This window comes from Dyella sp. 01N448 (assembly GCF_056399225.1).
In genome coordinates this window covers 1-19,575 of the sequence record NZ_JBFTQX010000003.1, presented here as the reverse complement: position 1 = coordinate 19,575, position 19,575 = coordinate 1, and the positions used below count along the sequence as shown (strand labels likewise).

Sequence of the window (19,575 nt, the reverse complement as noted above, 5' to 3'; positions counted from 1 at the left end):
GTCGTCGCCTCAGTTGGATTTCAGCTGCCATGCCGGCTGCACTTGCGCAGCACGCCACGTGGGATAAAAGGCCGCCAGCACGGTCGCCAGGATTGCCAGCAGCATGGTGAGCAGTACCAGCGATCCGTCGAGCGTGGCGAGCTTGGCGATATCCGGTTCAAACACCAGCGAGATACCCATCACGCCCAAGCCCGTGAGCACCAAGCCCACAACGCCACCGGCCAGACCGATCGCGGCTGCCTCGATCAGGAATTGCAGGTAGATCTCCTTGCGCGTCGCGCCCAACGCACGGCGCACGCCGATTTCAGAGGAGCGCTTCATGAACTTGGCGAGCAGCAAACCCACCGTGTTTACCAGGCAGATCAGCAGGAAACCCAGCGACACCAGCAGCGAGACCTTGGCCTCCTGCGGCACCACCTTCTGGTAATCGAGCCATTCGGTCACATTGCGCAGGCGCGTATTGGGTGCCCAGTGGAAACGGCCGGCACGCTGCTGCTCGGCGGCGTAACCGTTGAGATACTGGCGATAGGCATCCGCCTGGGCCGTGGTCGGCAATTCTGCCCAGTAACCCAACCACACGCACTCGGACTTGATCCACGCATCCCAACCCTTGCCCGGGTCCTTGCTGCAGTTGTTGTTGCCGTTGGTCGTCGTCTGCACTTCCACGGCACGCGTGAAAGGAATGAACACTTCGATCGGATCATCGAAGCCATTGGTGTTGATGACGTCGTAGAACACCGGCTCGGGGTTCCACTTGGCCGCCACGCCGACGATGCGGTAATCGCGGCCGTTGAGGTTGATGTTCTTGCCGACGCTGTTGGCGCCATTGAACAGCTTGTCGTTGAGCGCCTTGCCGATCACGGCTACCGCTGCGTGCGAGGCATCTTCGTCCGCCGTCCAGCCATGGCCATAGAGGAAGGGAATGTCGAACATCGGGAACGCGTCGGCATACCACGCGTAACTGGTTTCGCGGAACGGCAGCATGGACGGATCCGCCGGCACGATCGACATCGCCGCCGGGAACAAGGCCGTCTGGCGCGTCGCCCGCTTGTCGCGCATCAGGTTGATGGCGTCGGTATAGGTGATCGCGTTGGGCGGCTCGCCCTTGTTGTCTTGCTGCGCTTCCGGACCCCAGTTGTCGATCTGCGGCACATACAGCTGCGAGGACTTCTGCGGAATCGGGTTGTTGGAGGTCGCGCGGAACACCGAGTAGGTGGTCATCGACGCGGCCACGCCGCAGCCGATCGCCAACACCATCAGCAGGGTCAACAGCGGATTTTTGCGGAGGCTGCGCAAGCCAAGCTGGAGGTAGTAGGCGAACATGGTCGTCCTTTACAGGGCTTCAATCCGCCTCCTGCCGAAGCAGGAGGCATCGGCGGCCGGCTATCAGGCCGGAGCGTTGTTGCGGGCGGCGTGCACGGCGTGGTGGAAGCGCGGGTCTTCCGCCAGGTCGACCACCTGACCGTCGATGATGTGCACGTTGCGCTGCGCGCGGGCAGCCAGCTCCGGATCATGCGTCACCATCACGATGGTGGCGCCTTCGCGATGGATCTCTTCCAGCAGCTCCATCACGCCACGGGCCATCTGCGTGTCGAGGTTGCCGGTCGGTTCATCCGCCAGCAGCAGGCGCGGCGAACCGGCGAGCGCGCGCGCAATAGCCACGCGCTGCTGCTGACCGCCGGACAGTTCAGCCGGATAGTGCTTGGCACGCGAAGCCAGGCCCACGCGCTCGAGCGCATCCATGATGCGTTCCTTGCGTTCGGCCGCCTTCATGCCGCGATAGCGCAGCGGTACTTCGACGTTGTCGAACACATTGAGGTCGGGAATCAGGTTGAACGCCTGGAAGATGAAACCGATCTTCTCGTTGCGGATGCGCGATCGCTCGTTGTCGTTGAGGTTGCTCACTTCAACGCCGTCGAGGTGGTACTGGCCACCAGTGAAGGTCTCCAGCAGGCCGGCAATCGTGAGGAAGGTGGTCTTGCCCGAACCGGACGGGCCGGTCACGGCGACGAACTCGCCTTCGTTCACATTGATGTTGAAGTCGCGCAGCGCATAGGTCTCCACCACTTCGGTGCGGTAGACCTTGGACAGATGAGTCATCTTGAGCATGGTGTTGTCCTTCGAGTGGTGGTTAGTTGGAGGTTGCTTAATTAGAGATGGCGACACGCTGGGCGCCCTTGAAGCTGTCGGTACCGGAGATCACGATGTTGTCGCCTTCCTTCAGGCCATCGAGGATTTCCACTTTGTCGATGCTGCTGGCACCCACGCGGATGGGATGCTTTTCCGCCACGCCGTCGCGCACGAGGTAGGCATAGCTGCCACCCGATTCGTCGACGAAGGAGCCGCGCTGCACGGTGAGCACGTTGTCGCGCTTGTCGAGCAGGATGCGCACGGACAGGCGCTGGTTCTGGCGCAGCTGCTTGGGCGTCTGGCCGTCGAAGCGCAGGCGGGCGGCGACTTCGCCATTGACCACTTCGGGCGAAATGGCGCTGACCAGGCCCTTCCAGGTGACGCCGTTGCCGCTGATCTCGCCGGTCATGCCGATGCCCAGGTCACGCGCGAAACTTTCCGGCACCTTCATTTCCACTTCGAGCGCGGACAGATCGATCACGCTGACCAGCTGGGCATCCTTGGCCACGGTGGCGCGCTCAGCAATGAACAGCTGGCCGACCTGGCCGTCCACCGGCGACTTCACGTTGAGGTCGTCCACCTGGCGCTGCAGATCCTTCACCATCAGCAGCTGGCGATCGTGCGCGAGCTTCTTGGACTGGATGTCGAAGTTCAGGCTGTCGGTGTTGGTGGCCAGATCGGTCTTGGCATGCTCGAGCGTGATGCGCATCTTCTCGAGCGTGTCCTTGGACTTGTCCACGTCCATGCTGGGCACCGCACCCAGCGTGAACGCCTTCTGGTAGCGGGCAAGGTCGCGTTCCGCGCCCTGCTTGTCGATGCTGGCGTTGTCGAAAGCCTTCTGCAGCTCGCCGCGCGTCTTGCGCGCATCGATCTGCGCACGCAGGTAATCCACCTGCATGGCGTCGGCGGCGCTCATTTCCTGGGCGAGCTTGTTGGTCAGTTCGGGGCTGTCGATGACGGCCAGCACCTGGCCCTTCCTCACCGCATCGCCTGCGTGCACCTTGAGCGTGACCGCACCGCCGTAGGTGGCATAAAGCGTGGGGCTGACTGCCGCCACCACCTTGCCTTCGGCCGCGATATCGCGGACGAACGGACCGCGCTCGACCGTGGCGAACGCCAGACGCGAGCTGCTCACCGAAGCGTCGGCCGAGAACAGGCGCCCAATGCGCGGACCGAACAAGGCCAGCACGGCCACCACGGCCACGCCAATGCCGATCAGCAGCATGCGGCGCTTGGGGTTGGATTTGACCTCGACCAGTCGGTCTTGTGCGGAGGTATCGCGAATCATCGATGGGTCCCTGGCCGCTGACAATGCGGCCCCTGACCCTACTGAGCAATCCGCGTGCCAAGTCCAAAGCGCCGATTTATTCGATATTTTTCAGCGAGTTGAAATGTCACCCAGGGCGCGGACAGCTGTCCGCGGACACCTGCACGGACAGGCGGACAAACGTCCGCGGACGTGACCGTGACGCCTGCCTAGTCGAACGCCGGCGCCAGCGACACCGCCGCCGCCCTCGCCACGTCGCGGGCAATGCCCCGGCCCAGTGAGGAGAGTTGTCCCAGCGGCAGCGTGTCGAGCACATCCAGCGACGCGATCCGCGCGGTGTGAAAACACAGCAGCTCCGCAATCGCCGCCTTGCAGGCCACTTCGCCGGGGCATACCGGCGCGGCCGGCAGTGGCGTGCCGCCGGCGAGCAAGGCATCCCAGGCGAGATAGTCGGTGTCCGGCAGCAGGTGCAGGCGGGCGCAGAACGTGCCGGACGCATCGAAGCAGTCGATCCATTCGCGCGGGCCGTCTGCGCCGATCATGCTTGATGCGCGCAGTTCTTCCGTTTGCAGCAGCGGCGCCAGATCCTGCCGCGTCACCAGCCAGCCCGGAGCCAGCTCGCGTGCGGGACGCGAGGCGGCGCAAGCCGGCAGATACAGCACGCCACCCAGCGATGGCAGGCGCGCGGCGAGCGTCGTGCCGTCGATCCGAACCGAGCTGCGGCTGATGGTCCATGCCGCCGTGTCTGTACCGGATCGGTTCGTAGCAAAGGCATGTGCAAGCCAGCCAAACATCGTCAGTACTCCTTGGCAGGAAGCGACCTGGCTGGCGTTCGAAGGAGAACCGCGTGGCTTAGGGTCTTGAGAGGTGTCCCGGCCGTGGCCGGAGGAAGGCGTCCTTGCCCATGAAGCTCCCTCGGGGGAGACGGCATGCCCGGCGCCGGCCTGCGCCGCGGCAAGGCTTACTTGGTGAGGATCAACTTGTCGTTGCGGGTCAGGCGCAGGTGGTACTCGCTGCCCTGGTGCTGGATCACCAGTTCGCGCTCGCCTTTGAGCAGCATCTGGCTGGAAACACGGCGAGTGGCGGCATCCGGCGCGGGCACCGAGGGCTTCAGGCTGAGCAGGCGGAACGGGCGCGCCAGGGCGTCGGCACCCTGAGGGAGGGACAAAACCGTGGTCATGGTGGAGCTCCGCAGGAGAGTGGTGACACCTCAGATGATAATAATTCTCATTTCCGTGTCAACACCCTGTTTTGCCGGCGGTCTATTGCCCTACGCGCTCCTTGGCCAGCCTGTCATCCAGGCTGCGGGTTCCCATCTGCGCGTAGGCCTTACAGGCGGCGGGGTCCACCAGGGGATCGGGCGCGCCGGCGCTGCGGCGGGCCACCTTCTCGAGGAAATAGATCTGGTCGGGATGCGGCACCATCAAAATGTCGCAGGGCAAGCTGGCGATCACGGCCAGCCCGTGCCTGTAGTTGCTCACCCGCTCCGGATGGGCCGCATCGCTGTAGCGGAAACTGCCAGCCGTCAGCGCGCTGATGCTATCGGCGTAAACCATGTTGAGGCAGCGCTTGCCCTCGCACGACTGCCATGTCCAGGTGGTGCTGCCGGGGGTATGTCCGGGTGTGTAGTGGGCAGTCACGGTCACGTCGCCCAGGCGGACCACGCCGTTGTCTGCAACGACCTCCACCGAACTCACCGGCGGATACGTCGGCGCGTCGCCGTATTGCGGATCGTTCGGGTAGTGGCCACCCAGCTGCAACTCCTTCGCACCGACTTCACTTGCCATCACACGCGCACCGCTGTCGCGCGCGATCGCAGCGATGCCGCCGGCATGATCCGAATGCGCGTGCGAATTGAGGATGCGCTTTACATCGTGCAGCTGAAAGCCCAGCGCTTTGATATTGGCCTCGACCAGCGCGGCGTTCTGCGGCAGCGTGCCATCAAGCAGCACCAAACCGTCAGATGATGCGATAAGAATGGCGGTGAGCCCGTGCGTGCCGACGTAGTAAGTGTTGCCGTAGATGCGAAACGGCTGCTGCGGTTGCGTCCAGGCCGCCTTGTCAGCGTGCGCCACGGTGATCGAGGCGAGCGCGAGGCAGCCGCCAATCGCGATGCGGGAAAGTTTCATAAGCCAACATCCGTGATGGAAAGTCGGGGCAGCATGTCGCGAATTTTGCGGATGCCGAGGGCCGTGCGCGGGCGACACGGCGACCAGTTGTGGCAAACCGCGGGCAAAGGGCATTCGCTGTGTGTGGGAGCGCACCCTGTGCGCGACAAACCAACGGAGCGATACACCCAGGCGTGGCGGTCGCGCACAGGGTGCGCTCCCACAGAAAATCAGCTCACGCTACCGCCGTCGCGATGCGCCTCAACACATCCCCATCCAGCTTCGGCAACAACGCCAACGCCCCAAGATTCTGCTCCAGTTGCTCCAGCTTGCTCGCACCCAGCATCACCGTGGAAACATGCGGATTGGCCAGGCACCACGCAATCGCGAGCTGCGCCATGGAGACGCCGAGTTCATCGGCGATCGGCGCCAGTCGTCGCACCTTTTCAAGTCGCGAGCCGTCATTCTCGAGCACCGCTTCACGCAGCCACTCATAGCCCGGCTGCGCCAGACGCGATTCGGCAGGCACGCCATGGTTGTACTTGCCGCTCAGCAGACCCGACGCCAGCGGCGACCAGATGGTGGTGCCCATGCCATAGGTGTCGTACAGCGGCGCGTATTCCTGCTCCACGCGCTCGCGATGCAGCAGGTTGTACTGCGGCTGCTCCATCGTCGGCGCGAACATGTGGTTGTCGCGCGCCGCCCGATGGGCTTCGATGATGGCCTCCGCCGGCCATTCGCTGGTGCCCCAATAGAGCACCTTGCCCTGGCGCACCAGTGTATCCATGGCTGCCACGGTTTCGACAATCGGCGTATCCGGATCGGGGCGATGGCAGAAGTAGAGATCCAGATGATCGACACGCAAACGCTGCAGCGCCTGATGACAGGCTTCGATCACATGCTTGCGCGACAGGCCGCGCTGGGTGGGCAGCGGATTATCCACCGCGCCGAAATACACCTTGCTCGACACGCAGTAGCTGTCGCGGGGAAAGCGCAGATCGGCGAGCACATCGCCCATCAGTGTCTCGGCGACGCCATGGTTGTAGACCTCGGCGTTGTCGAAAAAATTGATGCCGTGATCGTGGGCCATGGCCAGCAGATCACGCGCCAGCGAACGCCCCACTTGCGTGCCAAAGGTGACCCACGCGCCGAATGAAAGCGCAGAAAGCTGCAGGCCGGATGTGCCAAGGCGACGGTATTGCATGGGAGCGCTCCACGGGTGGGGATGGAACAGCATGCCAACAGCGTGCGTCATTCGTCCATCGTTGTGCTTTACACGTGGCACCGACACGGGGCGCCCTAGACTGCGCGTTTTCCCACATGCCACCCTCCCCGACCGGAGCAATGCCATGTCAACCATGCAAGGCTGGGCTGTCCAGGAAGGGGGCAAGCCGCTGGTGCTTGCCGAGTTCGATCTCGGCCCCTTGGGCGCCGAAGAAGTGGAAGTGGCGGTGGACTATTGCGGCGTCTGCCACTCCGATCTTTCGATGATCAACAACGAATGGGGCATGTCGCGCTTTCCCTTCGTACCGGGGCACGAGGTCGTCGGACGAGTCACGGCTCTGGGCCCGCAGGCAAAAGGGTTGAAGGTAGGCCAGCGCGTGGGCATCGGCTGGACCGCGGGCAGTTGCATGCATTGCCATCAATGCCTGTCGGGGCACCACAACCTGTGTCCCGAAGTGCAGCCGACCATCGGCGGCCATCACGGCGGTTTCGCCGACAAAGTGCGCTCCCACTGGGCCTGGGCCATTCCTCTGCCCGACGGCATCGACCTGCCGAGTGCGGGCCCGCTGTTGTGCGGCGGCATCACGGTGCTCAAGCCGTTTCTGGCCTACAACATCAGCCCGACCGCCCGCGTTGGCGTGGTTGGGATCGGCGGCCTGGGGCATATGGCGGTGAAGTTTGCCCGCGCCTGGGGTTGCGAAGTCACTGCCTTCACCTCCAACGCGTCGAAGGCGGACGAGGCGCGCAGCTTCGGTGCGCACAACGTCGTTTCCAGTCGCGATGCCAACGCGATTGCGGGCATCGCCGGCTCGCTGGATCTATTGCTGGTGACGGTGAATGTGCCGCTGGACTGGGCGGCGCTGCTCGGCACACTCGCGCCGCGTGGTCGCATGCATGTGGTGGGCGGCGTGCTTGAGCCCATTCCCGTCTCGGCGTTCGCGTTGATTCTGACGGAGCGGGAGGTTTCCGGCTCGCCCACCGGCGCACCGGTGGATATCGCCACCCTGCTCGACTACGCCACCCGCCACGACATCCGCCCGCAGGTGGAAATGTTCCCCATGTCGGACGTCAATGCCGCGCTCAAGCATCTTGAGGAGGGCAAGGCGCGCTATCGCATCGTGCTCAAGGCCTAGCCGCCTGAAGCAGTATCGACGGCCGCCCGACCAGGCGGCCGTCGATGAGAACGCTGCACTTACGGCAGCGTATGGACGTCTACACGGTTCTCGATGCCCTGGTCGGCCTCGGGACGCCACAGCGTGCTCTTGAGCGGATCGCCCAGACCCCACGCCTTCAACTCGCTGATCAACGCCTCGTTGTCGCCATCTTTGCGGACGTAGAAATCCAGGTGGCGGAAATCGTCGCAGGCGGTATCGCAGTGATAGCTGGAGAAACCCAGCGCCTCGATCTGGCCGTACTCGTTGAGGATCACCGCGGCCGCGCTGCCGCCGCACTCGCGCGCCGGGCAGGCGGTGAACAGGAAGCGCTTATCGGCCAGCACCTGCACCGACGGCGAGGAGCCGCCCAGCGCCGACAAGGCCTGCTCGCTCACCGAGCGACTGCCGCGGAAATAGTTGACCTTGCTGTCGCCGGCGAAATGCCCCAGCGCCGTCACGAAGCCATTGGCTCGCGAGAGCTGGTTGGCGTTCGCGCAGGTCGACGGATCAATCGTTCGGCAAGGGCCCGCCGGCGCCGCCGTGGCGGCAAACACGGAACAAGGCACGACAGACAACAGCAGCATGAAACACACAATGCGCATGAGCTTGCACATGACACCCTCCCCTTAGAGTGAATCCCCTAACCCACATCAGGCCGCATCCGTTCCGGCTCCGGCAATCACGCCAGACGCGTGAGCTGCAGCCGGCGCCTGATGTAAAACCCGCGTCCGCAGTTTCAGGAATGGACGCTCCACCCCGTAGTGAAGCAACGCACCGACCCCCAACACCGCTGACGCATAAGCTGCAAAAGTCAGCAGGCCATGACCGTCCAGCTTTTCCCCCGCCGCGGATTCCACCAGATGGAATACCGCCTTGTGTGACAGATACAAGCTGTACGACACCGCCGCCAACCAGCCGGCCCCCGGTACGCGCAGACGCGCAAGCACGCCAGAGGTTTGAGCGCCGGCCAACACCAGCAGCCCCAGGCCGAAGGAAAGCAACGGATACCCCACCACGGTGGGAATGAAGCCGGTCCGATCGCGGAATAACATGATCGCACCGCCGACTACCGCTACCCCTGCGAGCAGAAAGCCGTTGGCATGTCGTCCCCATCGGGACCAGAGGACGGGCCGATAGACCCTGGCCGTAGCCAGCATCACGCCCATCAAGAGGCCGTCCAGACGGGACCACGTGGGATAGTAAATGCGCTCCAGGAAGGTTTTTCCATAGGAATTTTGGTCAAGACCGGCCAACGGCGCCAGTTCCCAGGCCCACATCACACCCCGCACCACCATCCCCGCCAGCACCACCGCCGTGCATACCAGCACGAACCGACGCACGGACGGACGCCGCGCCAGCCACCATGCCAGTAGCGGGAACAGCAGGTAGAAATGCTCCTCCACGCACAACGACCATACGTGGGAGAACGCCAGGTGATCCTTGGCGTCGATCAGCAGGTTCACCGTAAAGGTCAGGAACTGCCACAGCGGCTGCAGCTCCCCCTGCTCGCGCACGGACGGCCAAATGAAATACGCCGCCACCACGACCAGGTACGCCGGAAGGATGCGGAAGGCGCGGCGCTGGTAGAAATCCCCGAACGAGAATCCCCGCCCCTCCGCCAGCGGCTTGAGCACCTGCGAGCCGATCAGAAAGCCGCTGAGGACAAAGAACAGGTCCACGCCCATCCACCCGTTCTGCTCGATCCCGCCGAAATGACCCCAGCCACCGATGATGTACGAATGGAAAATCATCACCCACACGATTGCTATCGCGCGCAGTAAATCCAGACCCGGCAATCGGTTCACGTCATCTCCCCTTGGCATCCCTGCGGCATCCGACGCGAACGCATCGAACGGAATCGCGACCGTGAAATATATCGCGGCGCGCAGGCGGGACGGTGTTGGGTTTGTGGCAAAAGCGGGGCTTGGCCCGCTTCAGCTGCCGCATGGAAGCACCGCCGTAAAGATGCCAATGCCCCGACCTTCAGCCAAGCGCCAACCTAGCCATGTGGGAGTGCATCCTGTGCGCGACGAGCCTACGGAGCGGTACACCCCAGCGCCGCGGTCGCGCACAAGTGCGCTCCTACAAGGGAGCCATCAGGCCTGTACCGATCGGCTTGTCTGTGTGGGAGCGCACCCTGTGCGCGACAATCCTACGGAGCGGTACACCCCAGCGTGGCTGTCGCGCACAGGGTGCGCTCCCACAGACAAGCGCCAGGCGTGGCACCAGGTGCGCCATGTGTGACCCAAAGCCGATGCGCAGCGAGGCCCCGCTTTAAGTCCTCAGCGATTCGGGCGCGTTGCGGAGCGCTTGGAAGTATCCCCTGTGTACCCTCGGAGGTTGTCCCACGACGGCGCGCCTCGAGCGTTCGGGCTTATCCCAGCACGATGCTGCGGGCGTTATCAGGCCATTTTCTTTGGGTTACTTTTCTTTTGGGCCAGCAAAAGAAAAGTGACTCGAGCGGCGGCAGCCGATCGAAACGCCCGCCGCGTAGGCGGCACGCTGGCCTCGAGGCAACAACCGAAGACTGACGAAACTGAGTGACCAGCCATTCGGCTGTTAAAGAGCGCCTCCGGCCTACGCCGGAATAACGAGCTCAAAGCCGAATCCGATCTACGACGTGGTAACAACCAAACGGGTCAACGCAGCAAGGCCATCAAAATGGCAAGCACCACAGCCGCAAACACCCCCGCCACCACATCATCCACCATCACCCCCACCCCACCCTTAAGCCGACGATCCAACCACCCAATCGGCCAAGGCTTCCAAACATCAAACAACCGAAACAACGCAAACCCGACCACCACCGCCCACCACGGCCCCATCACCGCCGGAATCAGCGCAATCCACAACCCAACAAACTCATCCCACACGATGCTGCGATGATCGTCCACACCGACCAGGCGCCCCGCCACCCCGCACGCCCACACGCCGATGACGAAGCCCACCGCAATCGCGAACACATAGAGCTGCACCGGCAAACTGCGCAGCAACAACCATGGCAGCAGCGCCGCCAGTGAGCCGAACGTGCCCTGCGCCACCGGCGCCAGGCCAGAACCAAAACCGCAGGCCAGCCAGCCCGCTGGCGTAGCGAGCAAGGCGCGTCGTTGTTCCGGGGTGAGGATCGTCTTGTCGCTCATGCGAAATGGTCCCAGCCGCGTTGCGAGGGTTCCAGCCATTGTCCTTGGGCGTCGCGCACGCGCACGCCGGCGCCTTCGATTATGCGCCCGATCCGCGTGGCGCCGCAGCCAAGGCGCGCCAGATCGGTCTGAACGTCGGCCACCAGTGCCGGCGGCACGGTGAAGCACAGTTCGTAGTCGTCGCCGCCGGCCAGCGCGAAGTCGCGCACGGACAGGTCGTCGAAGCTTGCCATCAGCATCGGCGAGCACGGCAGCAAGGGCGCTTCGATTTCCGCGCCCACGGCGCTTTCATCGCAGATATGCCCAAGGTCAGCGAGCAAGCCGTCGGAGATATCGATGCAGGCACTCGCCCGATCGCGCAGCGCCAGGCCAACCGAAAGGCGAGGCGTGGGCCGATGCAGTCGTTCGATCAGATAGGCGGCGCGCCCGTCGCCTTCATCCACGCGCGCGCCGCGCTGTAGCAGATGCAAACCAGCGGCTGCGTCGCCCAGCGTGCCGGTAACCAGCACGACGTCGCCTGCGCGCGCGCCGGTGCGCGTCAGCGCTTTGCCGGGCGGGACGAAACCATGCACCGCAACGCTGATGGTCAGTGCGCCGCGCGTGGTGTCGCCGCCGATCAGGGCAAGCCGGTGCGGCTGCGCCAACTGGGCAAACCCTTCGGCGTAGCCATCAATAAAAGCGCTGAGCTGCTCCGCCGGTTGCGTCGGCAACGTCAGCGCCAGCAATGCCCAGGCCGGGCTCGCACCCATCGCGGCGAGATCGGAAAGATTCACCGCCAGCGACTTCCAGCCGATATCCGCTGCCGCCGTGCCATACGGGAAATGCACGCCTTCGACCATGGTATCGATCGCGATGGCCAGCTCCTGCCCTGCCGGTGGCGCGACCACGGCGGCATCGTCGCCGATGCCCAACTTCACGTCTTCGCGGCCTTGCGCGGTGCGCTCGCGGATACGGTCGATCAGTCGGAATTCCATGGCTTGCGACCTGCGCTGATCAGTCGGTCCAGCCAGAAAGTCAGCGGCTGAAGACCAGGGTGGGAGCGTCGTGATAGGTGGATTCCTGCCACAACGTGAAACCGGCCTTCTCCGCCACGCGGATCGAAGGCAGGTTGTCTGGCGAGATGATGCACACCTGCCGTCGATCGGCGAAGTTGCGCTCGCCCCAGGCGATGGCGGCGGCCACGGCTTCGCTCGCATAGCCTTTGCCTTGCGCATGCGGCGCCAGTGCCCAGCCGAATTCCAGCATGCCCTGCAGCGAAGGCTCCATCTCGCGCCTGAGATCAGCGAAGCCGACGTCGCCAATGAAGCGGCCGGTGGCTTTCTCTTCGACGGCCCAGTAGCCGTAACCAAGCGTGTGCCACAGTCCGATGTACTGCAGAAAGCGACGCCAGACTTCTTCGGCACCAAACGGACGCCCGCCGATAAAACGGGTCACCTCAGGGTCGGACCACAAGGCCACGCGTTCGGCATGATCGTCGACGCGATGCGCACGCAGGCGCAGGCGCGCGGTCTCGATCACGGGAATCACGGACGCATGCTCCGCGGCCCCGTCCATCAGTGACGCTTCTCCGTGGTGCGCAGCACGCCGGCGAGCTTGTCGAGTACGCCGTTAACGTAGCTGTGGCCATGATCCGCACCGAAGCGCTTGGTGACTTCAATCGCCTCGTTGATGATCACGCGGTACGGCACATCCGGGCGGTACTTGAGCTCATAGGTGGCCAGGCGCAGGGCGGCGCGCTCGATCGGGTCGATCTGCTCCACGTCGCGGTCCACGTAGGACTTGATCGCCTCGTCGATGGTCTTGACGTTGCGCTCGACACCGTTGAGCAGGTCCTCGAAGTACTCGAGATCCGCCACTTCCATGTCCTGCTCGTGGCGGAACTGCTCGATCACGGCATTCATGCGGCTGCCGCCGATCTGCCAGGCGTACAGCGCCTGCAGCGCACGGCGACGGGCGCGCGAGCGTGCAGCCAGATCGATGCCTTCGGGGCGAGAGTTCATCACAGCTTTCCGTACAGATTGACCATCTCGAGCGCGGCCAGGGCGGCATCCGCGCCCTTGTTGCCGGCCTTGGTGCCGGAACGCTCGATGGCTTGTTCGATGGTGTCGGTGGTCAGCACGCCAAACGCCACCGGCACGCCGGAGGCATAGGCTGCCTGGGCCAGGCCCTTGGCGCATTCACCGGCAACGAAGTCGAAATGCGGGGTGGAGCCGCGGATCACCGCGCCCAGCGCGATCACCGCAGCGTACTTGCCGGAGCTGGCGACCTTGTTGGCGGCCAGCGCGATTTCCCAGGCGCCCGGCACGCGGATCAGCTCGATCGCATCGTCCTTCACGCCATGGCGCACCAGCACGTCACGAGCGCCGGCCACCAGCGGCTCGACGACAAAGCCGTTGAAACGGCCGGCGACGATGGCAAAACGGCCCTTGGGCGTGGCGAAATCGCCTTCGATGGTCTTCATGGGGTATGCGTTTCCTGGGTTCCGGGCCCGGAGGGGCCGTCTATTTTACGGGATGCAAGGGCGGCGTGCCCGGATCGGGCCGGGAAACCGCCCCAGCGAGGGTCGGATGGCCGCGAAAGCTCAGGCTGGCCTGGCCTGCCGCCACCCGCAAGCGGGCTGGGACGCCGAACGGGAGCGTGAACTTGTCCGGCTCATGGCCAAACGGCAGGTCGCGGACGATGGGAATCCGCGCCACCCGGGCCAGTTGCTCGAACGCGGCCTCGGTGTCGTAGCCGTTGTCGTAGGTATGCGGGCGGCACTGGGTGAAATGGCCCAGCACCAGGGCGCGCTGGCGACCCAGCAGGCCGGACAACTGCAACTGGTACAGCAGGCGCTCGAGGCGGAACGGCGGCTCGCCGATGTCTTCCACGAACAGGATGCCGTCATCGATGACCGGGAAATAGGGCGTCCCAAGCAGGCTGCACAGCATGGCAAGGTTGCCACCCCACAGCGGGCCTTCGACCTCCAACTCCGCGGCGCTGGATGTGCTCCAGCTGGCGGTGGCCTGCGGCTCGCCCACGGCGCGCCAGAAGTGTTCCCACATGAGGCCGTTGAGCTCGGGCGCACCAAAATCGGGACCCAGCATGGGGCCGCCGAAGGTGACCAGTCCGCCCTTTGCGTAGAGCGCCATCTGGATGGCGGTGAAGTCGCTATGGCCAACCAGCAAGGTGTTGGAGCCTGTCAGCCGCTCGCGCAGCGCGTCGTAGTGCAGGTACTCGAGCAGGCGGGTGGCGCCGTAGCCGCCGCGGATGGCGAGCGCGATGTCCGGCAGCTGCTGCATCGTCGCCAGCGCATTGAGGTCGGCTGCGCGTGATGCGTCGGGACCGGCAAAACGATGTTCGACGCGATCGAGCACTTCCAAGCCATCCACCGCGCAACCGGCCGCCTGCAGACGCGCGATACCGCGCGCCATGGCGTCGCGGTCATGCGGATAGCCCGAAGGGGCGATGAGGCGGATGGCGGGAGAGGTCATGGCGGTGGTTTGTGGTGAAAACCTGAGTATGCCGGTGGATGGATGGCGTGGAAGTGGCGAAGGTGGGCAAACCCTCTGTAGGAGCGCACTTGTGCGCGACCAACCAACAGGGCGGAAACAATCCGGCGCTGCGGTCGCGCACAAGTGCGCTCCTACAAGGGGATGCCTGCTTAGACGTACTCGGTCACTTCCAGCCCGAAACCGCCCAGCCCCACCATCTTGCGCGGCGTACCCAGCACGCGCAGCTGGCGGATGCCCAGGTCCGCGAGGATTTGCGCGCCCAGGCCCAGCTGTCGCCATTCCTGCTGCTGCGCCTCCTCCGGCGCCTGCACCGAGGGCTGGCGATTGAGGCGACGCAGCAAGGCGTCGGCGGTGTCTTCGCCCGACAGCACGAGCAGCGCGCCGCGGCCTTCATCGGCAATGCGGCGCAAGGCGGAGGTGACCGTGAGGCCGAGGTCGTCACGCTGCAGATGCAGCACGTCCGACAGCGTGTTGCGCACATGCACGCGGGTGAGCACGGGCTCGCCATCGTCCACGGTGCCGCGCACCAGGGCGAAATGCAGGCCGTGGCGAATGGCATCGCGATAAGCCACCAGCTTGAACGCACCGAATTCGGTATCGACATCGCCCTCGTAGACGCGCTGCACGGTCTTCTCGGTTTCCAGGCGATAGCGGATCAGGTCGGCGATCGAGCCGATCTTCAGACCGTGCTTTTTCGCGAAGATTTCCAATTCGGGCCGGCGCGCCATCGAGCCGTCTTCGTGCAGGATTTCGATCAGCACGGCCGAGGGCTCAAGGCCTGCCAGCGCTGCCAGATCGCAACCTGCCTCCGTATGCCCTGCGCGCGTCAGCACGCCACCGGGCTGGGCCGTCAGCGGGAAGATATGACCCGGCTGGGACAGATCCTGCGGCTTCGCATCGGACTTCACCGCAACCTGGATGGTGCGTGCGCGATCGTGCGCGGAAATACCCGTGGTGACACCTTCGGCCGCCTCGATGGAGACGGTGAAGTTGGTCTGATACGGCGAGGTGTTGTCCACCACCATCGGCCGCAGGCCCAGCTGGCGAGTGCGCTGCTCGGTGAGCGTGAGGCAGACCAGGCCGCGCGCCTCGCGCACCATGAAGTTGATGTCCTCGGGGCGCACCATCTGTGCCGCCATGATGAGGTCGCCTTCGTTCTCGCGATCTTCATCGTCGAGTATCACGACCATGCGGCCGGCGCGGATGTCTTCGAGGATTTCGGGGATGGTGTTGAAGCTCATGGGGTGTCCAATTCAGTAACGTTGTGCGCCGCGCGTGGCGACGTGGCGATCACGCAAAACCGTGTTGCTTGAGAAACGCTTCATCAATCCTCGGCGCATCGCCACTGGCGATCAGCCGTTCGATGTAGCGAGCGACCACGTCCACTTCGAGGTTTACTGCATCGCCCGCGCGACGCGCGTTGAACGCCGTGTGTTCCACCGTATGCGGAATAAGGTTGACCCCGAAGCGATGGCCGTTCACCTCGTTCACGGTGAGGCTGGTGCCGTCGATGCAGATCGAGCCCTTGGCGGCGATGTAGCGCGACAACGATGCAGGCGCCTCGAAGACCCAGCGCAGTGAGCGGCCATCGGGCGTGATCGACACCACCTTGCCCACGCCATCGACATGGCCGGACACCAGATGCCCACCCAGGCGATCGGCCAGGCGCAAGGCTTTTTCCAGGTTCACCGGGTCGCCTGCGCGATGCTTGCCCAGCGTGGTCAGCGAGAGTGTTTCGTTGGAGACGTCCGCGCTGAAACCGCGCGCTTCCAGCGTCACCGCGGTCAGGCATACGCCGGACACGGCGATGCTGTCGCCCAGTTGCACGTCGGAGAGATCGAGGTCGGCGGTGTCAACGTACAAACGTACGTCACCTCCGCGAGGTTCTAGCCGCGCGATGCGGCCCACGCTCTGGATGATGCCGGTAAACATCAGCGCACCTCCGAAACGGAGGCGGCGAAAGAATGGCAACGATGCTTGGACATGAAACGTTTCCCGCGTAAGAGTGCGAAAAACGCCCCAAGGCGTCAGGCAGGCGCACGCCACCAGGGCCTGCACCGTACCGTCTTCTCTCATCCGGACTTTCTGGCCGCCATCGCTGGCTGCCAACCGTCGGCTCCGGCATTGGACCGGATCTGCTGACCTTCCGATGACCTGGAAGCGCTCGCGGGCTCATGCCTTACGGCACCTACCGCCGGTGGGGAATCGCACCCCGCCCTGAAGACGTCGTTTTGTAGTTTGCCGGCGAACCGGCCGGCGCAGTTTAACACCATCCCGGGCAGCGGCCGCCGCTGCAGCGTCCGCCCCGGGGAACAATGTGTCGCCTGGGAGTGAGTGCCTTCCGCGAGCCTTTGGGTTACAGGCTCGCGATCTGGCCAGTTTCCTGGCGGTAGTCGCGCAGCACCTGGTCCATCACCCAGCTGGTGCGCGCGCCGCTTTCGGCGGTGGACGGACAGGCGCCCTTGTGCCCGGTCAGCTCAGCCACGATGGTTTCGATCAGCGGCTGCTGGATATGCAGCGGGTTGGCCACGCGGTAGTCGTGCGAGCCTTCCATGTTTTCCACATGGATCGGCCCGTCGCCGAAGGTGGCGAACGCGATGCGGCCCTTGTCCCCTATCACCTCGATTTGGTCGTGGCGCTTGAAGCTGTCGAAACTCCACAAGCCGCTGCCGAGCATGCCGTTGCCGAACTGGAACGACATGGCCACGCCGTCTTCGACCGGATACGCACCCAACTGATTGGTTGCCTGCCCGCTGACCGAAACGATGGGGCCGAACAGCCAGTCGAGGATATCGAGCGTATGGCAGCCCAGATCCATGAACACACCGCCGCCGGAAATCTCCGGACGCACGTGCCAGGGCAAGTTGGCCGGATCCTGATAACGCGGATGATGCGGTTCGTACAGCACCGTGTTGACGATGCGCGGCTTGCCGATCGCCAGCTGACCGAAGATCAGCTCGCGCACTTTCTGGAAGCGCGGCAGGCTGCGGCGGTAGTACGCAACGAACACGGGCACCTTCGCCTGCTGCCCCGCATGGATGATGGCCTCGCACTCGGCGTGATCCATCGCCATCGGTTTTTCGATGTAGACGGGTTTGCCCGCGGCGATGCTCATCAAGGCGTATTCCTTGTGCGTTGATGGCGGCGTAGCCACGTAGACGGCGTTGACGTCGGCGTCGTCGATCAGCCTGGCCGCATCGTCGTACCAGCGCGGCACGCCATGGCGTTCGGCGTAATCGCGGGCTTTTTCACCGTCGCGGCGCATTACCGCCATCAACGCGGAGTTCGGCGTCTTGCTGAAGCCCGGACCGCTCTTCACCTCGGTGACATTGCCGCAACCGATGATGCCCCAACGTACCGCTGCCTTCGTCATGTGCTCTTGAACTCCTGCTTGCGACATGGCCGGTGATAGCCATCAAACTCGATCGTGAATCCGTCGCTCACGCGACGGGACGCAGCAAAAGCCGCATATCCTCGCCCAGCACGCGCCGATCGAGCGTGCGCAGTTTCCAGCGCGACGCCATATCACTGAGTGAGGGCAATCCCATTAGCGCTTGTGCGTTGTCGCCGAGCAGCACTGGCGCGATGTAGAGCAACAGCTCGTCGACCAGTCCGGCGGCGAACAACGCGCCGCACAGATTGGGGCCGGCCTCGACATGGACCTCGCTGATATGGCGACGCGCGAGCTCGTCCATCACGGCATGCAGGTCCATCGCACCGCCCTGCTCCGCGACCACCGCCAACTCCGTTGCCTGAAAGCGTGGATCGACCGGCGTGTACTGTTCGTTGTGCAGCACCAGGGTCGGCATCGTGCCATCGAGCACATGGCTGTTGGACGGCGTACGCAGGCGATTGTCGAGCACCACGCGCCATGGAGGCGTAAATGCCTCGCCTTCCGGCAGCCGCACGGTGAGTCGCGGGTTGTCCGCCAGCACCGTGCCCGATCCGGTGAGTATCGCCGAACTGCGCGCACGCCAGCGCTGCACATCCGCACGCGCCGCCTCGCCCGTGATCCACTTCGATTCGCCATTGGCGAGCGCCGTGCGGCCGTCCAGGCTCATCGCCAGCTTCACGCGCACCCAGGGGCGTCCGCGTTCGATACGGCTGAAGAAACCGATGTTGAGTTCGCGTGCCGGCTCGCGCATCAGGCCGGTTTCCACCGTGATGCCGGCGTCGCGCAACTTGCCGATGCCGCGCCCGGCGACCTGGGGGAACGGATCTTCCGCGGCGATGACTACGCGCGAGACGCCGGCAGCGATCAGCGCATCCGCGCATGGCGGCGTACGACCGTGATGGGCACAGGGCTCCAGCGTCACGTACGCAGTAGCGCCGCGCGCCTGCTCACCGGCTTCGCGCAACGCGTGGACCTCGGCATGGGGCTCGCCAGCCCTCACGTGATAACCCGCCCCCACCACCTGTTCGGCATGTGCGACGACGCAGCCGACGCGAGGATTGGGATGGGTGGTGTAGAGGCCAAGCTCGGCGAGGCGCAAGGCGTGCGCCATGTGCAGGTGGTCGATGGCGGTGAATGGGGAGGCCATGCGGGGTCGCTTTGGGGTGCGGGTGGGGGGAGTTTAGGCGAAGAGGTGGGGTTGCTTGTGATTCTGGGGTTTTAGTGGGGGTTTTAGGCCTGGAGCTCATGTCATGGCCGCTGCGAAGAACGGCGGATACTTGTGGTTCGTCGTTCCGTCGCACAGATCGGGGCTCGCTTTTGCTCGTCACTACGGCGCTGACTGGCAGCGCTGTTCAACGGCCGAATGGCTGGTCATCCAGAGCTTCGGTGTTTCCTTGTCACCTTGAGGCCAGCGTGCCGCCTACGCGGCGGGCGTTTCGAACGGCTGCCGCCGCTCGAGTCACTTTTCTCTTGCTGGCCCAAGAGAAAAGTAACCCAAAGAGAATGGCCTGATAACGCCCGCAGCATCGTGCTGGGATAAGCCCGAACGCTTGAGGTGCGTCTGATGGGACAACCTCCGAGGGTACACAGCGGGTACTGCCAAGCGCTGCGCAACGCGCCCGAATCGCTGAGGACTTAAAGCGGGGCCTCGCTGCGCATCGGCT

Annotated in this window: 21 protein-coding genes and 1 riboswitch; of the genes, 2 read left to right on the top strand and 19 right to left on the bottom strand. The window is 64.4% G+C overall.

From position 1 onward, the window contains the following. Positions 1-9: 9 nt before the first annotated feature. From AC1DKY_RS04180 to AC1DKY_RS04150, 7 genes are all read right to left on the bottom strand, one after another. Positions 10-1,323, bottom strand: coding sequence for an ABC transporter permease (locus tag AC1DKY_RS04180; protein ID WP_441602469.1), 1,314 nt, complete (start codon positions 1,321-1,323; stop codon positions 10-12). A gap of 63 nt (positions 1,324-1,386) precedes the next feature. Continuing rightward, a complete protein-coding gene (locus AC1DKY_RS04175) occupies positions 1,387-2,109 on the bottom strand; it encodes an ABC transporter ATP-binding protein (protein ID WP_046970517.1) in 723 nt (240 codons plus the stop codon). Between the two features lie 37 nt (positions 2,110-2,146). Further along, the gene (locus AC1DKY_RS04170) at positions 2,147-3,418 is read right to left on the bottom strand and encodes an efflux RND transporter periplasmic adaptor subunit (protein WP_477179880.1); all 1,272 of its coding nucleotides are present in this window, start codon (positions 3,416-3,418) and stop codon (positions 2,147-2,149) included. 188 nt (positions 3,419-3,606) lie between these two features. Further along, positions 3,607-4,191 (bottom strand): hypothetical protein, encoded by a 585-nt coding sequence (locus tag AC1DKY_RS04165; RefSeq protein ID WP_441602467.1) that lies wholly within the window; start codon positions 4,189-4,191, stop codon positions 3,607-3,609. A gap of 167 nt (positions 4,192-4,358) precedes the next feature. Further along, positions 4,359-4,577, bottom strand: coding sequence for a hemin uptake protein HemP (hemP, locus tag AC1DKY_RS04160; protein WP_441602466.1), 219 nt, complete (start codon positions 4,575-4,577; stop codon positions 4,359-4,361). A gap of 82 nt (positions 4,578-4,659) precedes the next feature. Next, positions 4,660-5,526 carry a subclass B3 metallo-beta-lactamase gene (gene bla / locus AC1DKY_RS04155; protein ID WP_441602465.1) on the bottom strand — a complete coding sequence of 289 codons (867 nt, stop codon included), beginning with the start codon at positions 5,524-5,526 and terminating at the stop codon, positions 4,660-4,662. Positions 5,527-5,740: 214 nt separating this feature from the next. Further along, positions 5,741-6,709 (bottom strand): potassium channel beta subunit family protein, encoded by a 969-nt coding sequence (locus AC1DKY_RS04150; protein WP_441602690.1) that lies wholly within the window; start codon positions 6,707-6,709, stop codon positions 5,741-5,743. A 145-nt stretch (positions 6,710-6,854) separates the two neighbouring features. On the opposite strand from AC1DKY_RS04150, the gene ahr reads away from it, so the two are divergent. Further along, complete coding sequence (ahr, locus tag AC1DKY_RS04145) at positions 6,855-7,862, top strand: NADPH-dependent aldehyde reductase Ahr (RefSeq protein WP_441602464.1); 1,008 nt, start codon at positions 6,855-6,857, stop codon at positions 7,860-7,862. Between the two features lie 59 nt (positions 7,863-7,921). Here ahr and AC1DKY_RS04140 read toward each other — a convergent pair whose 3' ends face one another. The 12 genes from AC1DKY_RS04140 to ribD all read right to left on the bottom strand — a co-directional run bounded on the left by AC1DKY_RS04140 (position 7,922) and on the right by ribD (position 19,058). Then, the gene (locus AC1DKY_RS04140; RefSeq protein WP_441602463.1) at positions 7,922-8,497 is read right to left on the bottom strand and encodes a hypothetical protein; all 576 of its coding nucleotides are present in this window, start codon (positions 8,495-8,497) and stop codon (positions 7,922-7,924) included. Between the two features lie 36 nt (positions 8,498-8,533). Continuing rightward, on the bottom strand, positions 8,534-9,706 hold the full coding sequence (locus AC1DKY_RS04135) for an acyltransferase family protein (protein WP_441602462.1): 1,173 nt from the start codon (positions 9,704-9,706) through the stop codon (positions 8,534-8,536). Positions 9,707-10,522: 816 nt separating this feature from the next. After that, positions 10,523-11,023 carry a phosphatidylglycerophosphatase A family protein gene (locus AC1DKY_RS04130; RefSeq protein ID WP_441602461.1) on the bottom strand — a complete coding sequence of 167 codons (501 nt, stop codon included), beginning with the start codon at positions 11,021-11,023 and terminating at the stop codon, positions 10,523-10,525. Beyond that, positions 11,020-11,997: a thiamine-phosphate kinase gene (thiL, locus tag AC1DKY_RS04125; protein ID WP_441602460.1), complete on the bottom strand. Its 978-nt coding sequence runs from the start codon at positions 11,995-11,997 to the stop codon at positions 11,020-11,022. Before thiL ends, AC1DKY_RS04130 begins: the two co-directional genes overlap by 4 nt. Positions 11,998-12,037: 40 nt before the next feature. Continuing rightward, on the bottom strand, positions 12,038-12,577 hold the full coding sequence (locus AC1DKY_RS04120; protein WP_441602459.1) for a GNAT family N-acetyltransferase: 540 nt from the start codon (positions 12,575-12,577) through the stop codon (positions 12,038-12,040). Next, the gene (nusB, locus tag AC1DKY_RS04115; RefSeq protein WP_441602458.1) at positions 12,577-13,023 is read right to left on the bottom strand and encodes a transcription antitermination factor NusB; all 447 of its coding nucleotides are present in this window, start codon (positions 13,021-13,023) and stop codon (positions 12,577-12,579) included. Before nusB ends, AC1DKY_RS04120 begins: the two co-directional genes overlap by 1 nt. After that, positions 13,023-13,484 carry a 6,7-dimethyl-8-ribityllumazine synthase gene (gene ribH, locus AC1DKY_RS04110; protein ID WP_046970675.1) on the bottom strand — a complete coding sequence of 154 codons (462 nt, stop codon included), beginning with the start codon at positions 13,482-13,484 and terminating at the stop codon, positions 13,023-13,025. Before ribH ends, nusB begins: the two co-directional genes overlap by 1 nt. 40 nt (positions 13,485-13,524) lie before the next feature. Continuing rightward, positions 13,525-14,496 (bottom strand): muramoyltetrapeptide carboxypeptidase, encoded by a 972-nt coding sequence (gene ldcA, locus AC1DKY_RS04105; protein ID WP_441602457.1) that lies wholly within the window; start codon positions 14,494-14,496, stop codon positions 13,525-13,527. Between the two features lie 170 nt (positions 14,497-14,666). Beyond that, on the bottom strand, positions 14,667-15,758 hold the full coding sequence (gene ribBA, locus AC1DKY_RS04100) for a bifunctional 3,4-dihydroxy-2-butanone-4-phosphate synthase/GTP cyclohydrolase II (protein WP_441602456.1): 1,092 nt from the start codon (positions 15,756-15,758) through the stop codon (positions 14,667-14,669). A gap of 49 nt (positions 15,759-15,807) precedes the next feature. After that, complete coding sequence (locus AC1DKY_RS04095) at positions 15,808-16,449, bottom strand: riboflavin synthase (RefSeq protein WP_441602455.1); 642 nt, start codon at positions 16,447-16,449, stop codon at positions 15,808-15,810. Positions 16,450-16,577: 128 nt separating this feature from the next. Next, positions 16,578-16,746: riboswitch (FMN riboswitch) on the bottom strand. 127 nt (positions 16,747-16,873) lie between these two features. After that, positions 16,874-17,890, bottom strand: coding sequence for a Gfo/Idh/MocA family protein (locus AC1DKY_RS04090; RefSeq protein WP_441602454.1), 1,017 nt, complete (start codon positions 17,888-17,890; stop codon positions 16,874-16,876). A 67-nt stretch (positions 17,891-17,957) separates the two neighbouring features. Then, positions 17,958-19,058 (bottom strand): bifunctional diaminohydroxyphosphoribosylaminopyrimidine deaminase/5-amino-6-(5-phosphoribosylamino)uracil reductase RibD, encoded by a 1,101-nt coding sequence (gene ribD / locus AC1DKY_RS04085; protein ID WP_441602453.1) that lies wholly within the window; start codon positions 19,056-19,058, stop codon positions 17,958-17,960. 103 nt (positions 19,059-19,161) lie between these two features. Here ribD and AC1DKY_RS04080 point away from each other — a divergent pair, with 103 nt between their 5' ends. Then, entirely contained in the window at positions 19,162-19,317 is a 156-nt protein-coding gene (locus tag AC1DKY_RS04080; protein WP_441602452.1) for a hypothetical protein, read from the top strand. The last annotated feature ends 258 nt before the right edge of the window (positions 19,318-19,575 follow it).